At 46.5% G+C, this 14471-nt stretch carries 18 protein-coding genes; 13 read left to right on the plus strand and 5 right to left on the minus strand.

All coding sequences use genetic code 11. The annotated features are described in order from the left end of the window. Window positions 1-6: 6 nt before the first annotated feature. From AWQ23_RS06070 to AWQ23_RS06110, 10 genes are all read left to right on the plus strand, one after another. Window positions 7-351 (plus strand): hypothetical protein, encoded by a 345-nt coding sequence (locus AWQ23_RS06070; protein ID WP_062433499.1) that lies wholly within the window; start codon window positions 7-9, stop codon window positions 349-351. Continuing rightward, on the plus strand, window positions 351-833 hold the full coding sequence (locus tag AWQ23_RS06075) for a hypothetical protein (protein ID WP_062433502.1): 483 nt from the start codon (window positions 351-353) through the stop codon (window positions 831-833). Before AWQ23_RS06070 ends, AWQ23_RS06075 begins: the two co-directional genes overlap by 1 nt. Window positions 834-1136: 303 nt before the next feature. Further along, window positions 1137-1382, plus strand: coding sequence for a DUF433 domain-containing protein (locus tag AWQ23_RS06080; protein ID WP_062433505.1), 246 nt, complete (start codon window positions 1137-1139; stop codon window positions 1380-1382). 6 nt (window positions 1383-1388) lie between these two features. Beyond that, the gene (locus tag AWQ23_RS06085) at window positions 1389-1733 is read left to right on the plus strand and encodes a DUF5615 family PIN-like protein (protein WP_062433509.1); all 345 of its coding nucleotides are present in this window, start codon (window positions 1389-1391) and stop codon (window positions 1731-1733) included. A 115-nt stretch (window positions 1734-1848) separates the two neighbouring features. After that, window positions 1849-2028: a hypothetical protein gene (locus AWQ23_RS15995; RefSeq protein ID WP_157072197.1), complete on the plus strand. Its 180-nt coding sequence runs from the start codon at window positions 1849-1851 to the stop codon at window positions 2026-2028. A gap of 85 nt (window positions 2029-2113) precedes the next feature. After that, window positions 2114-2800 (plus strand): DUF488 family protein, encoded by a 687-nt coding sequence (locus AWQ23_RS06090; RefSeq protein WP_062433512.1) that lies wholly within the window; start codon window positions 2114-2116, stop codon window positions 2798-2800. After that, the gene (locus AWQ23_RS06095) at window positions 2736-3182 is read left to right on the plus strand and encodes a DUF488 family protein (protein WP_062433516.1); all 447 of its coding nucleotides are present in this window, start codon (window positions 2736-2738) and stop codon (window positions 3180-3182) included. Before AWQ23_RS06090 ends, AWQ23_RS06095 begins: the two co-directional genes overlap by 65 nt. Then, window positions 3170-3868 carry a dual OB domain-containing protein gene (locus AWQ23_RS06100; protein ID WP_062433519.1) on the plus strand — a complete coding sequence of 233 codons (699 nt, stop codon included), beginning with the start codon at window positions 3170-3172 and terminating at the stop codon, window positions 3866-3868. The genes AWQ23_RS06095 and AWQ23_RS06100 overlap by 13 nt, the downstream gene beginning before the upstream one ends. A gap of 66 nt (window positions 3869-3934) precedes the next feature. Then, window positions 3935-6436, plus strand: a complete 2502-nt coding sequence (locus tag AWQ23_RS06105) for a U32 family peptidase (RefSeq protein ID WP_062433522.1) — start codon at window positions 3935-3937, stop codon at window positions 6434-6436. Between the two features lie 153 nt (window positions 6437-6589). Next, entirely contained in the window at window positions 6590-7657 is a 1068-nt protein-coding gene (locus tag AWQ23_RS06110) for a hypothetical protein (RefSeq protein WP_030006286.1), read from the plus strand. Window position 7658: 1 nt separating this feature from the next. On the opposite strand, the gene cobA is transcribed toward AWQ23_RS06110, so the two are convergent. Next, the gene (cobA, locus tag AWQ23_RS06115; protein WP_062433525.1) at window positions 7659-9149 is read right to left on the minus strand and encodes a uroporphyrinogen-III C-methyltransferase; all 1491 of its coding nucleotides are present in this window, start codon (window positions 9147-9149) and stop codon (window positions 7659-7661) included. A 118-nt stretch (window positions 9150-9267) separates the two neighbouring features. Between cobA and AWQ23_RS06120 the strand changes: the two genes are divergently transcribed. Beyond that, window positions 9268-9954 carry an ATP-dependent Clp protease proteolytic subunit gene (locus tag AWQ23_RS06120; protein ID WP_012306815.1) on the plus strand — a complete coding sequence of 229 codons (687 nt, stop codon included), beginning with the start codon at window positions 9268-9270 and terminating at the stop codon, window positions 9952-9954. Between the two features lie 64 nt (window positions 9955-10018). After that, complete coding sequence (locus AWQ23_RS06125; protein WP_012306816.1) at window positions 10019-10618, plus strand: ATP-dependent Clp protease proteolytic subunit; 600 nt, start codon at window positions 10019-10021, stop codon at window positions 10616-10618. 87 nt (window positions 10619-10705) lie between these two features. On the opposite strand, the gene miaA is transcribed toward AWQ23_RS06125, so the two are convergent. The 3 genes from miaA to AWQ23_RS06140 all read right to left on the minus strand — a co-directional run bounded on the left by miaA (window position 10706) and on the right by AWQ23_RS06140 (window position 12754). Beyond that, window positions 10706-11605, minus strand: coding sequence for a tRNA (adenosine(37)-N6)-dimethylallyltransferase MiaA (miaA, locus tag AWQ23_RS06130; protein WP_062433528.1), 900 nt, complete (start codon window positions 11603-11605; stop codon window positions 10706-10708). A 7-nt stretch (window positions 11606-11612) separates the two neighbouring features. Next, on the minus strand, window positions 11613-11948 hold the full coding sequence (locus AWQ23_RS06135) for a co-chaperone YbbN (RefSeq protein WP_012306818.1): 336 nt from the start codon (window positions 11946-11948) through the stop codon (window positions 11613-11615). 89 nt (window positions 11949-12037) lie between these two features. After that, on the minus strand, window positions 12038-12754 hold the full coding sequence (locus AWQ23_RS06140) for an NnrU family protein (protein ID WP_030006290.1): 717 nt from the start codon (window positions 12752-12754) through the stop codon (window positions 12038-12040). 142 nt (window positions 12755-12896) lie between these two features. On the opposite strand from AWQ23_RS06140, the gene AWQ23_RS06145 reads away from it, so the two are divergent. Then, window positions 12897-13877, plus strand: coding sequence for a LysR family transcriptional regulator (locus tag AWQ23_RS06145; protein WP_012306820.1), 981 nt, complete (start codon window positions 12897-12899; stop codon window positions 13875-13877). Between the two features lie 14 nt (window positions 13878-13891). Here the strand turns inward: AWQ23_RS06145 and AWQ23_RS06150 are convergent, their stop codons facing one another. Then, a complete protein-coding gene (locus AWQ23_RS06150; RefSeq protein ID WP_062433530.1) occupies window positions 13892-14428 on the minus strand; it encodes a TIGR02652 family protein in 537 nt (178 codons plus the stop codon). Window positions 14429-14471: the final 43 nt, after the last annotated feature.

Raw genomic sequence — 14471 nt, forward strand, 5'->3', positions numbered from 1 at the left:
ACTAATATGGAAGAAGAACTTGTCAGCACTATTTACTATAGGCTTCATTTACTTACGAATCTTGCTAATGAACCGGAAACAGGTGGAACTTTAGTTGTCGATACATACACATTCAACCCTAGACTTGAAGTGGGAGATGAAATAGAGATTCAAGATTTCCGAGTAAGTGTATTTACAGAAACTAGAATCTCAAATCAGTCATTCTCATTCTTGGCAAGAGTAATGAGGATTCAAAAAATCGTACTTCGCCATCAATCTTTTATAGTAGATATTTATCTAGAATCTCCTAATAGAGAAACTGTAAATCAGATTCGCGCGGCTTTAATAGAAAGAAATCCAGGCCAGATTTAATGAAATATTTAACTGTTCTATTCGCATCTTTAACTATTTTTGGATACAGTCAATCAGTCTTAGCACAACAGAAAGCTTTTGTCTTGCAAGAGGCTTGGGGTTTTTCCAGGGGGTTCGCTTCATTTGACTGGTTACGTGCTGAAGATAAAGAGACAATTTATTCTAGCGCTGTGTATACAGAAATAAACCGAAATACTTTAGCGGTATATAACACGTATAAGCAAGATCCGTTTGGGAAATATGCTAGATGTGGTGGACTAGGATGTGATTTAGGTAAGGGACAGTTAATTGCAACACTAAATTTTGAGTCTAGGGGAAATCTTCTTATTGTTCAGTCCGCTACAGGCAAAGCGGCCTTCCTAAATGGTGCTCTTTGTAAGCTTGTGGAAAGCTATCTCACAGTTTTGGAATGTACATCAAAGCAAAACCCAAATCCTGATGCAAAAATACCTAGTATTTTCAGGTTTGCCCCAGGATCATGACAATTGAATAGACTCAATCATTTTGCTCAGTCGATTTACTCTGTCTAATACATAGTTATGCCGAACCCAGTAAATCCGTTGAGATTGTCTATTTTCATCAGAGATTAGGCAGTCAAAAATGGTTAACTTCGTTGATGAGTCCCGAAAAGTCATTGGCGATCACAAAGATTAATAATAATTAAGAGAACCTCGATTAATTGTTTTTTTGACGATTTTTTTGGCCTGAAACAACGAGGATACGTTGCTGATCTAGCGAAATTTTAAATTTTTCGAGATTTCCTTAAGAAAATTTACTATATACCGATGGATAATCACTCAGTTTCACTACTCCAACGAATTTCCATTGACCCAAATATTTGTCATGGGCAACCTTGCATTCGCGGCTTACGTTATCCCGTAACCTTTATTTTAGAGCTACTGAGTTCAGGTATGACCCATACAGAAATTCTAGAAGATTATCAAGATTTAGAAGAACCAGATATTTTTGCGGTTCTTCTCTATGCTGCTCAACTGAGCCAAGTTAAGACTATCACCCGTCTGGCCTCATGAAGTTCCTTGTCCGATGCCCAACTTCCCAAGCGACTTGCGAATTTTTTAAATCAAGCAGGATACGACACAAAACATACGAGTGATCTGCCTGCCCAAAACGCAACACCTGATTCTTTCATCAATGATCTGTCCCTCCAAGAAGAAAGGATTGTGATTACGAAAGATGCGGATTTTGTCGAATCTTTCTTTCTCCAAAATAAGCCTTATAAACTACTTTTAATCTCGACAGGCAATATCAAGAATCAAGATTTAGAAGATATCATTTCTCGAAACATTCAACAAATCAGCCAGCTTTTTGTGCAACATCGCTACATTGAACTAAACCGTACACAAATTATCGTTCATCAGTAACTGTGGATTGACTTTGGCCGTCACTGCTTGATTATCACCCCAATTAGTCCCCATCCTTCCTAGGCGAGATGCCACTATACTACTGGAGCGATCGCCTTTCTATTTTGATACCTCTATGTCTACTTCCGCCGCTATATCTGTAGAATCTATCGCCCGACTGCATGCCCCTGAACTATTGGCTCCGGCGGGAAATTGGGACTGTGCGATCGCCGCCGTGGAGAATGGGGCCGATGCGATTTATTTTGGGCTAGATAAATTTAATGCCCGGATGCGATCACTGTTAACAAATCGATGAAACCTAGAATACTTGGTAGATTGAGCTATCATCACAGGTAAATATAGGATAAGATTGTATAGGTTGATTACTACAAAGGAGCGGTATGGAGTTATTCAGTATCGGTCACTCTAACCATGATATAGATAATTTCATCTCCCTGCTACAAAAGCACGAGGTAACTGCTGTTGCGGATGTTCGTTCATATCCATATAGTCGATTTTTCGCACAATTCAACAGAGAATCTCTACAGAAGACTCTCGCTAAAAAAGGAATTAAATATGTCTTTTTGGGAGGTGAATTAGGCGCACGACCAACTAACTATGACTGCTATGTCGATGGTAAAGCAGTATATGAAAGAATTGCTGCGACGGATGTATTTCATGAAGGTATCCAACGAATTCAACATGGCTTGGAACAATATAGGATTTCACTGATGTGTGCAGAGCAGGATCCATTAACCTGTCACAGAGCAGTTTTGGTCTGTCAGCACTTACGTCACCTCGATCTACCTATAAATCATATCCTGAAAGATGGTGGTTTAGAATCGCATGAACATTTAGAAGACAGGATGCTTCTTAAGCATGGATTCAAGGAATTTGCCAAGGTAAAGGAATTTCAACTTTCCTTATTTTCGCCAAATAATGTCCCAACAAGAGAGGAATGTTTGGCGAAAGCATACAAACTCCAAGGCGATAAAATTGCTTATGTAGAAAAAAATCAAGAAAATGAAGAATCAAATCAATTTATTCACAATAGGTTTTACTCAGAAAAGCGCGCAAAAGTTCTTTGAACTACTCAAAAAGGCAGGTGTAAAAAGAGTTATTGACACTCGCCTAAATAATGTATCTCAGTTGGCAGGATTTGCTAAAAGGGCAGACTTAGAATATTTTCTTAAAACAATTGATGGTATTGAGTATGTTCATATTTTAGATTTAGCTCCAACTAAGGATATTCTTGACGAGTATAAAAAACAAAAAGGAGATTGGTCGGTATATGAGAAAAAATTCTCGAAGCTCATGACTGATCGTCAAATTGAAAAAAAAGTTTCTCCAGATTTAGTCGATGGAGCATGCTTACTTTGTAGTGAAGCAAAACCGCATCACTGTCATCGTCGTTTGGTTGCTGAATATCTGAGTGATAAATGGGGAAATGTTAGCATATGCCATCTTTAAAAAGAATAGTTTGTCTTGCCAATTCATGGAAATTAGAAGAACGTTGTATTGCTGGAATAGAGCTAGAGACTGGCAAATGGATTCGTCCTGTTTGCGACAATTTATATCCTGAAGATGGTCGCGTCCCGAGGTTTGTGAGGATGGTTGAAGGTCGTGAACCTGAGTTGCTGGATATCTTAGAAATTCCTCTTGATGATACAGGAAATGGTTTTGGATTTGAATGTGAAAATCTTTCGGTTTTACCCGGTGAATGGCGGCTATCTGGGAAATGGCTCCCAACACAAGTAATTGATTATTGTGAGAATTTTTCGCACATACTACATAACTCTTTAAAATATGTTAATCCTTCCAAATTAAAAGTTTTACCTTTTCATCAGCGTCGTACTTTACAGTTAGTCCAAACGAATAATCTTTCTGTAAAAAAAAGTTCGATGGGAAGTACGGGATGGCGAGGTTCTTTTCAAACGACCCAGGGACAAGTTTTAAGAGATGCAAAGATTACTGATCCTGTTTTTGCCGAAAAGTTAGAAGCGGGATATCAAACAACAGGAAATTATTTGATAATTGTAAGCTTGGGTATGCCTTGGGCGCCTCGTGATGATTGGGATGGTGAAGCTCCATGTTGGAAGTTAATAGCAGGTGTTATTGAACTTGAGCTAGAAATGTCAAATAAATCATTATCTTGAAATCTTGCAGTGTAATTGATTGAATGGCAAATATTTTCCTGATCGCCTTTCTATTTTGATACCTCTATGTCTACTTCCGCCGCTATGTCTGTAGAATCTACCGCCCGACTGCATGCCCCTGAACTGTTGGCGCCGGCGGGAAATTGGGACTGTGCGATCGCCGCCGTAGAGAATGGAGCCGATGCGATTTATTTTGGGCTGGATAAATTTAATGCCCGGATGCGATCGCAAAATTTTGTCGAGTCAGATTTGCCGGAGTTAATGGCGTATTTGCATCGACGCGGCGTGAAGGGCTATGTGACCTTAAATACGCTAATTTTCACCTCGGAATTGGCGGCAGTCGAACAATATTTGCGGTCGATTATTGCGGCGGGAGTTGATGCGGCGATTGTTCAGGATGTGGGGCTGTGCCAATTAATTCGGCAATTGTCGCCCGATTTTCCGATCCATGGTTCGACGCAAATGACCGTCACCAGCGCCGCCGGGGTCGAGTTCGCGCAAAACTTGGGTTGTGATTTGGTGGTTTTGGCGCGGGAATGTTCAATTAAGGAAATCAATAAAATCCAGCAGGAATTGGGTCAACAAAAGATCTCAATGCCGCTAGAAGTGTTTGTCCACGGGGCGTTGTGCGTCGCCTATTCGGGGCAATGTCTGACCAGTGAATCCCTCGGCGGACGGTCGGCCAATCGGGGGGAATGTGCCCAAGCCTGCCGGATGCCCTACGAAATGATTGTCGATGGTAAGCCATTTGATCTGGGTGACAGAAGCTACCTATTAAGCCCTCAGGATCTGGCGGGATTGCCGGTGTTGCCGGACTTAATTAAAGCGGGCGTCGTGTCGCTAAAAATCGAAGGACGCTTAAAACAACCGGAATATGTGGCCAGTGTCACCCAAGTGTATCGCCAGGCTATTGATCGGGCGGTGCAGGGCATTGAGCAGAACGTTTCAAACCAGGAAAAATATCAATTGGAAATGGCCTTTTCGCGTGGGTTGTACACGGGTTGGCTCGACGGCATCGATAATCAAAGCCTTGTTCATGGTCGCTTTGGCAAGAAAAGAGGCGTATTTCTTGGTGAAATCAAGCAAATTCGTGATGGTCGCGATAAACAAGTGATTTTGCACTTAGAAGCGCCCCTAAAGGCTGGGGATGGGGTGGTCTTTGATCAGGGGAAACCCGCAGATCGTGAACAAGGGGGGCGAGTTTACGCCGTTGAAACCCAGGGAAAAGATACGATTGTCACTTTTGGGCGGCGGGATGTGGACTTGCGCAGGGTGCGGGTCGGCGATCGCCTCTGGAAAACCAGTGATCCAGAACTGGATAAAAAATTACGTCAAACCTTTACCAGTGAAAAAATTCAGTTTCAGCGGCCCATTACGATAGAAATTCACGGGGAAATTGGTAAAAAATTGACGGCGATCGCCCGCGATGGGCAGGGCAATATTGTCCAGGTCAGATCAGAAATTCTTCTCGACACGGCGATCAAGAAACCCCTAACGACGGAACGTTTAACGGAACAATTTGGCCGCTTAGGAAATACCCCTTTTTATCTCCAGAATTTAGAGAATAATCTGCTTGGTAAGGCCATTCTTCCCGTGAGCGAACTAAATCGAATGCGGCGAGACTTGGTCAGTCAATTAGAAACTTTACGCGCTCAACCGAAGCGTTGGCAACTGAATAGCAATGCGTCCTATCGAAGTTTATTGCCGACTGTCGAAAAAATAGCACCACAGGCAGCACAAATCATTGTTTTAGTGCGTAATCTAGCGCAACTAAAAGCTGTTTTAAAGGCTAATATTCAAACTATTTATTGTGAGTTTGAAAATCCGATTAACTACCGTGAAGCTGTTAAATTAGTAAAAGAAACTGAGCAGCAACCGGAAATTTGGGTTGCACCGCCCCGCATCGCTAAGCCGAAGGAAAGTTACATTTTAGATCAAGTTATTTCTAGCAATGCTGATGGCTATTTGATTCGGAACTATGACCAGCTCAAATTCTTTAAAAATGAACGGATTACCGCTGATTTCTCTTTAAATATTTCCAACCCAATTAGTGCTAATTATTTTAAACAAACTTTTCCCCTAGAACGTCTCACGGCCTCCTATGACCTCAATATTCACCAGTTAGAATCACTTCTTAAAAAAGCACCACCCCACTGGTTTGAAATCACGATCCACCAACATATGCCGATGTTTCACATGGAGCATTGCGTTTTCTGCGCGTTTCTCTCCGATGGCACTGACTTTACAAATTGTGGTCGCCCCTGCGAAAGCCATGAAGTGAAATTAGGCGATCGCACGGGTATCGAGCATGTTTTAGTTGCCGATGCGGGCTGTCGGAATACAGTTTTTAATGGCACCGCTCAAACTGGCGCAGAATATATGCAGCATTTTGTGAATTTGGGAGTGCAGCACTTCCGCGTCGAATTTGTGGACGAATCTCCCGCAGAGATTACCAAAACCATTGATCTTTACCAAAAATTGCTCACAGGAAAAATTTCTGGATCACAGCTTTGGCAAACCCTCAAGCTCCAAAATCAATTGGGAGTAACCCGTGGTTCGCTAGAATAAAAAGGCGATCGCCCTGCTTCATTCAATAAAAACTGTCACAGATCATCGCCAGTAATGGGCTGCACCAAAATTATGGGTCGTTAAGTAGACTTATCGTAGTCGCCAAGCCTAAGACGCCACAATACATCACATCAACGTTCCAGATAAACTTCTATGACTCTACCCTTTAATGCGGCCCCCACCGAAGCACGGGTTAAACAATTTTGGCAACTCGCCGCCAGTTTTGGGATGGAGCGTAACGCTTACCATAATTACCTGAATGAAATCGTCAGCGATCGCTATGCCCTGATCAGCGGCCTCCAGATTTTGCGGGATGAATTGCAGTTTGTTGCCTCCGATTCAACGGATATTAAAGCTTGCGGGGCTGATATGAGTTTGCCCAGTGTGGTGACGACCCTCGCCTATACCAACTGCGGCGATCGCATTCACCAGGGGGAAGCCACAAAACGTTATCGAGATGTCGTTGCTTCCCGTTTTGCGACCCTCTCGGAAATTGGCGAATTAAAATTAGAGGCTTTTTTCCCGGCGGGTGGGGGCACCGATGACGGCGAAACTCTGGCCCATGTGACCGTAGCCCACGAGCTAGATGAATCCCTAAAGCGGCGCGTTTACGCAGGCAATCCCCAGTCCATTTCCCTCGTGGCCATTGATCTCAAAACCCATGTGGGCCGGCTGCGTCAGGATGGCAAGCAAGTCTATGGCAAAACCCGTGAATCGCCGTGGCGCGAACCCCGCAACGCCTGTGGTGCAATTGTCGGCACCTTGAAAAATTACAACGCCCACAATCCGATCCATCGCCGCATTCGCAATGATTTAGGGGAAGAAAATTTCCATTTTTTAGCCCACAATGCCGTCCTGACGGATACAAAAAAAATTGACATTACGATGGCGGTGGCGGCCAATATTGTGGCGATTCGCGGCATTCGCAATACAGCGGTGGCGATCGCCCAAGAATTAGACGAACGGGGTTTAGCCCACCTCACTGCCAGTACCACGGTCAATCGCCCTTCCCGCGACGATTTGGTGATTTATCTCGCCCGGGCCACGGTCTTTAACGGCAGCATCAAAATCCAAAGCCTCGGCACCGATGCCCGTTTATATGGCGGCAAAATCGTTGAATATGCTGGCGAAAAACGCCTCCAATTACATTACGCCGACTGGAATTTAGACAATCTCCCCATCGAAGAAATCCCCTATCAAGTCCGCTCTTCGGGATTGTGAATTATATGTAATGGGCCAGAATAGCATCCCGTAAGCCTTCTAGGGTGTAGACCTCGGCTTCGAGATCAACCCGCTGGAAAAGCTCGAAGCAAGTCTGGGAAGTTTGGGGGCCAATGGAGGCAATTTTCAGCGGTTTTAATAACGCTAAATCCCCCCCCTGCTGCTGAATTAGCTGCCAAAAGTTGCGCACTGTTTTAGAGCTCGCAAAGGTCACCAGATCAATGGTTTGTGCTTCGAGAGCTTGCCAGACCGCCGCCGGAATTTGCCGTGGACAACCCGATTCATAGGCGGGCACTTCAACCACCTGGGCACCCTGTTGGGCGAGTTCTTGCACCAAAATTTTTCGCCCGCCTGTTTCGACCCGGGGAAAAAGGATTTTTTGATTTTGCAGCGGATCGGGAAAGTTTTCCACCAAAGAATCCGCAATGAAATCAGGGGGAATATAGTCTGCTTTTAGGCCGTGTTGGCGCAAGAATTTTTCTGTTTTTTTACCGACGACGGCAATTTTGAGCTTACCTAAGGCGCGGACATCTTTGCCCAAGGTTGCGAGTCGCTGGAAAAAATATTCAACGCCGTTGGCCGAGGTGAGGATCAGCCAATCAAAGGTTTCTAGGGTGGCGATCGCCTGGTCGAGGGGTTCCCAGGTGGAGGGCTCACGAATCTCTAAAGCGGGCATTTCCAAGACCTTTGCGCCAGTTTCCGCCAAAAGTTTGGTAAATTCGCTGGATTGCGACGCAGCGCGGGTAATCAGAATTGTTTTGCCACCCAATGGAGCCGAATCCATGTAATCCTCCCGGAGACTAACTACCTGACCCACAATGATCACACAGGGCGAAAGTTTTTGAACCGTCGCCGTTTGCTTCGTAATGGTCTGTAACGTTCCCGTCCAGACCTGCTGCTCTGGCAATCCCGCCGCCCGTACAATGGCCACCGGGAAATGAGGCGATCGCCCCGCTGCCATCAAGCGCCGACAAATGTCTTCTAAATTGCGTCCCCCCATCAAAAAAACCAAAGTTTCCAATTGGGCTAGGTCTGTCCAATCAAACGCCTCCAAATCATGGGCTGTCCCCACAAAAAAGCCGCGCCCCAAATCCTTGTGGGTAAGGGGAATTCCCGCTAGTAATGGTGCCGCTAACGCCGATGAAATGCCAGGGATCACCTCAAAATCACAGCCCGCCCCTTGGAGTGCCAAAATCTCTGGGTGCGATCGCCCAAAAATATACGGATCTCCCCCCTTCAGGCGCACCACCCGTTTTGGCGATTGTCCATGCTCAACCAAAAGGCGATTAATTTCTTCTTGGGGCGTACTCTTTTGGCCGCCTCGCTTACCGACAAACAGCCGTAAACAGTCCTGGGGCAGCAGATCCAACAGTTCTTGGGAACCCAGGGCGTCATAAATCACCACTTCCGCCCGTTGGAGGATCTCCCAACCCCGCACCGTTAAATAGTCCTTTGTCCCTAAACCCGCTCCCAGCAAAAATACTTTTCCCATGTGCGATCGCCCTAAACCACCGTCAAACCTTGCGTTAAAATTAGATGCTAAGACAAAATCAGACAAAAACACCCCGCAACCGTAACGCCAACACGTTACCCAACGCATTAAAAGATCTATGAACTCACCGATTCAGGCTGTACAAGCACCCTACAGAGGTGGCGGCTCCACCTACAGGACACCACCGCCAGATCTCCCTTCCCTACTGCTAAAAGAACGCATCGTTTATCTCGGCCTTCCCCTGGTCTCTCCCGACGAGTATAAAGATCAAATTGGCGTCGATGTGACCGAACTGATCATCGCCCAACTGTTATTTTTACAGTTTGATGATCCCGATAAACCGATTTATATGTACATCAACTCCACCGGGACTTCTTGGTACGGTGGTGATTCCATTGGGTTTGAAACAGAAGCCTTTGCCATCTGCGATACCCTCAACTACATCACGCCGCCAGTGCACACCATTTGCCTCGGTCAAGCGATGGGAACAGCGGCCATGATCCTTGCTGCTGGCACGAAGGGCTGCCGCGCGAGCCTACCCCACTCGACGATTATTCTCCACCAAGCACGCCAAGGAGCCCAGGGCCAAGCTTCCGATATTCAAATTCGGGCGAAGGAAGTGATCGAAAACAAACGGACAATCCTGCAAATGATGTCTAAATATACTGGTCAACCCCTCGAAAAACTCGAAAAGGACACTGACCGGATGTTTTACATGACACCCCAGCAGGCCCTCGAATACGGCATTATCGATAAAGTGCTCGAAAGTTCGAAGGATTTGCCGTCCCCCGTACCGGCTCTGTAGTCTTCGTGATTGCTTAAAATCACCCCATTTTTTCCCGTTGTTCAGATCAAGGTAAACAAAATCCATGCCCATCGGTGTACCCAAAGTTCCCTATCAAATGCCCGGTCAGCCCTATTCTGACTGGATCAATATCTATGACCGTTTGTACCGTGAACGGATTATTTTCCTCGGTCGGGGTGTCAATGATGCTTTGGCAAACCAGATTATTGCCATCATGCTTTACCTCGATTCTGAAGATCCCAGCAAGCCGATCTATCTCTACATCAACTCCCCCGGTGGCTCGGTGACGGCGGGTCTAGCGATTTACGACACGATGAAACACATCAAGTCGGAAGTAGTCACCATTTGTGTGGGCTTAGCGGCTTCTATGGGGGCGTTTTTGTTGTCTGCGGGCACGAAAGGGAAGCGTCTAGCCCTGCCCCACTCCCGGATTATGATCCACCAACCCCTCGGTGGGATCCAAGGTCGTCGTCAAGCGACAGATATTGACATTGAAGCCAAGGAAATTATCCGCATTAAGCATCAACTTAATGAATTGATGGCGGCCCACACGGGTCAATCCATCGAAAAAATTGAGAAGGATACGGATCGGGATTACTTTATGTCAGCCCAGGAAGCGTTGGAATATGGCCTGATCGATAAGGTAATTGAAGAACGTCCTTAATGTTTGTCTGATTTTTCAACCTTAAATTCGTTGAAGCATTCTTTCTCGCGAAAGGGTGCTTTTTTATGTGGAAAATCTTTCAAATCTCTATTGTTGAGTAATGAGATTGAGGGCTTGCTCAAGGAGATCTGGGGCGGTGTTATCGAGCCAGTGAATATCTGGGTTGGTGCGGAACCAAGTGCGTTGGCGTTTGGCAAATTGGCGGGTGTGGAGGACGGTGTTGGCGATCGCCTCTTCTAATGTCCCTTGACCGCGTACATAATAATCCCGAAATTCTGCATAACCCAGGGTATTCAGGAGCGGTAAATCCCAACCGTATTTTTTACCCAAGCGTTCAACCTCAGCAACAAAGCCTTGGTCAACCATCTGCTGGGTGCGTTGACGGATCCGTTGATCGAGGTGGTCGGGAGCGCAATCGAGGCCAATTTCGAGGATCGAATAAGTCGGCGGATTTTCTCCCTGTTGGTCGCTAATCGGTTTCCCTGTGACATAAAAAACCTCTAGGGCCCGGAGGGTACGCACTTGGTCATTGGGGTGAATTTTCTGACAAGCTTCTGGGTCAAGTTTCTGCAGTAGTTGATAACTGTAGGGTTGTCCGAGTTCAATAAATTGTTGGCGCAGATCCGGTTGAGGCGCAACCCGGGGAATTTTTAAACCTTTGGTAATCGCTTTAATGTAAAGGCCAGTGCCGCCGACGAGTAAAACGGGCTTCTGTTCGGCGTGAAATTGAGCGATCAGTGCTTGGGCCTGGGCTTGATATTCCGCCAAGGTGAGCGTTTCTGTCGGTTCACAAATATCGATCAGGTAATGGGGAATGCTTTGCTGCTCTGCAGGGGTTGGTTTCGCTGTACCGATGTCGAATTCTTTGTAAATTTGACGCGAATCGGCGCTAAGAATTACCGTGTCCAGTTTTTCGGCAACTTTTAAGGCCAAACCGGATTTACCCGTCGCGGTGGCACCACAGATGACGATGAGGGGGGCAGTCATAGAAAATTTAGGGGATCACCACGCCCTGGAGGAGTTGTTCGAGCTGGGCATTAAGGCGATCGCGGTTTTGGAACTTATCGATACGCTCGACGATCGTGCCATCGTTGAACAAAATTAAAGTCGGGAGGGTTTTGAGGCGATAGGTATTGGCGAGCTTTAGGTTATCGTCGGCATTAACATCGACCAAAAGAAATTGTCCTTCCCATTCCTTTTGCAACTTCACCAAAAAGGGATGGAGCAAATGACACAAACCACACCAGGGTGCCCAAAAGTTCACCAAAACAGGTTGATTGGCTTCTAAAACAGTCTGGGTAAAATCCGCTTCGGTGATTGATAGAACCATAATTGCCTGTTCTTTTCGCTCACATACTCAATATTATCTGTGGTCTCTTATCTTACCTGTATCGGTCCTGGGGATCATCTTTTTTTCCGTTACCAGGGCACTTTAGCCGTCATCACCATCAACCAGGGGTGTCCCCACCAGAGCAGGGCAATGAAGGCTGTAACACCGACATAGGCAGGCTTGAGGAATTCTTCTAGTTTAAGCTGTTGACGTCCCTGGAGAATCGCCAGAAAGGGAATGATCGAGGTGCGTTCTTTCACCGCCAGAAACGTCTGTCCATAACGGGATCTCAGACGGCGATCGCCATGCCAAACCGCAAAAATATGGTGGGCCATCAAGCCAATGGAGGTGAGCAGCGTGAAAGAACTGCCGATCCAGAGGGTGTGAGCCACGCACCAAATCAACTGACCGACCATCTGGGGGTGACGGGTGATGCGAATGATCCCCTTTTCGTAGAGATGCACCTGGGGTTGCTTGACCGCCGCAATTTCGAGCAAGTTAAATGTCGAAGGATACAAAAAGAAAAACGAAATCGCCGACAACCACCACACCGTCGGTTTCACCCAAGCGTCCCCCTGGATTTGCCACAACACTAGGCCATCGTAGCGGTGGTTAAAGAAGTAAATAATCAAACCAGTGGCGAAGGGAATACTCACCAAAGCAAAGAGCACCCGGTATAGGCGAGAACCGATTCTTTGTTCGCCCCAGGGACGCAACGCCGCCAAACCACTATGGGCGATCGCAAAACCGAGCAAAAGACCCGCCATAATCCAGTGACTTGTCGAAAACCAGCTCAAATCCGTCATAATTCCGTCGATCGAAGTATTTTGCTTAAAATTAGTACAGGCTATATTATCCATGAAAAGAGATACGATCCCCTTATTATGGTACTGTCAATCATAAAACCAGCCGTGATCCCTCTTTGTCGTCCCTTTTTGCCGAGGCTATATGTCTGACATTCCATTTACCCTGGATCAACTCCGTATCCTCAAAGCCATCTCCACCGAAGGAAGCTTTAAACGGGCGGCAGATAGTCTCTACGTCTCCCAACCTGCCGTCAGTCTCCAGGTACAAAACCTCGAAAAACAGCTCAATGTCCCCCTCTTCGACCGGGGCGGACGGCGCGCCCAACTCACCGAAGCCGGCTATCTTCTCCTCGATTACGGCGAAAAAATTATTACCCTCTGCCAAGAAACCTGTCGGGCCATTGAAGATTTACAAAATCTCCAGGGGGGCACCCTGATTGTCGGCGCCTCCCAAACCACGGGTACCTACCTCATTCCCCGGATGATTGGTTGCTTCCGGCAGAAATACCCCGATGTGGCAGTCCAGTTACAAGTACATTCGACGCGACGCACCTCCTGGGGAGTGGCTAACGGTCAAGTGGATCTCGCAATCATTGGCGGCGAAGTTCCTTCGGAGTTGCAAGATACGTTGAAAATTGTTCCCTATGCCGAGGATGAACTGTCCCTAATTTTGCCCGTGAGTCACCCCCTCGCCAAGGCAGAAACCATTTATCGAGACGATTTGTACAAACTGAAATTCATTGCCCTCGATTCCCAATCGACGATCCGCAAGGTCATTGATCAAGTCTTAACCCGCTGCGATATCGATACCAAACGGCTCAAGATTGAAATGGAACTCAATTCCATCGAGGCGATCAAAAATGCTGTGCAGTCGGGCCTAGGGGCTTCCTTTGTCTCAGTGACGGCCATTGAGAAAGAGCTACGAATGGGTGTGCTGCACCGGGCGCGCATTGAAGATGTGGAAGTACGGCGTATTTTAAGTGTGATCGTCAATCCAAACCGTTATCGCTCCAAGGCAGCGGAAGCCTTTTGTCTAGAAATTTTGCCCCAATTTGCCAATCAGTTGAAAAAGTTTGATTTGAGTGAGCTGATGCCCCAGGGTCTAGAATCCGGTCAAAAATAAGGGTTTGATGGGGATTATTCTCGGCTCAGGTAATGGTAGGGATAACGCCGGGGGGAGCCGGGTTCGGTTTCAAGCTCGAAGTTGACAATCTGCCAACGGTCTTGGCGATCGCCAGCATCATGAAAAAACACGGGGAGGCCGTATAGGTGGGGCACTGAAGGGGTGGCCGCATAGTCCGTTGGGGTTATATCTCCCCGTCCAGAGGCCGATTTAAAATCGAGGGTGCGCCGCATTAAGGTTTGGTAGCGTTGGGCGATGGTGATTTTTGTGGCCCGTAACCCCTGGGTGTAAAGGCGATCAAGGGCTTCGTGGATCTCAAAGCGAATGCCGTCAGGATGGGTATGTTGACGGTACCATTTTTCTTCCCAGCGTTTCCATTGGCGACTGGACTGGAGATGGACTAAGGTTTCTGTTTCTGGATCTGCTTCAAAAGCACCATGGCGATCGCAGAGATAACTATCCGTCAAAGTTAACGCTGGAATCATTTGACGACAATGGGGACAGGGAATTTCAGCACCAAAAATAGGGTAATGTAAGCTAGATTCAACCATTGCACTTGTGTCGGTATAGTTGGAATAAAAAAATTTTGCTGTG

Origin of the sequence: Picosynechococcus sp. PCC 73109 (assembly GCF_001521855.1) — a bacterium.
GTDB lineage: Bacteria > Cyanobacteriota > Cyanobacteriia > Cyanobacteriales > MRBY01 > MRBY01.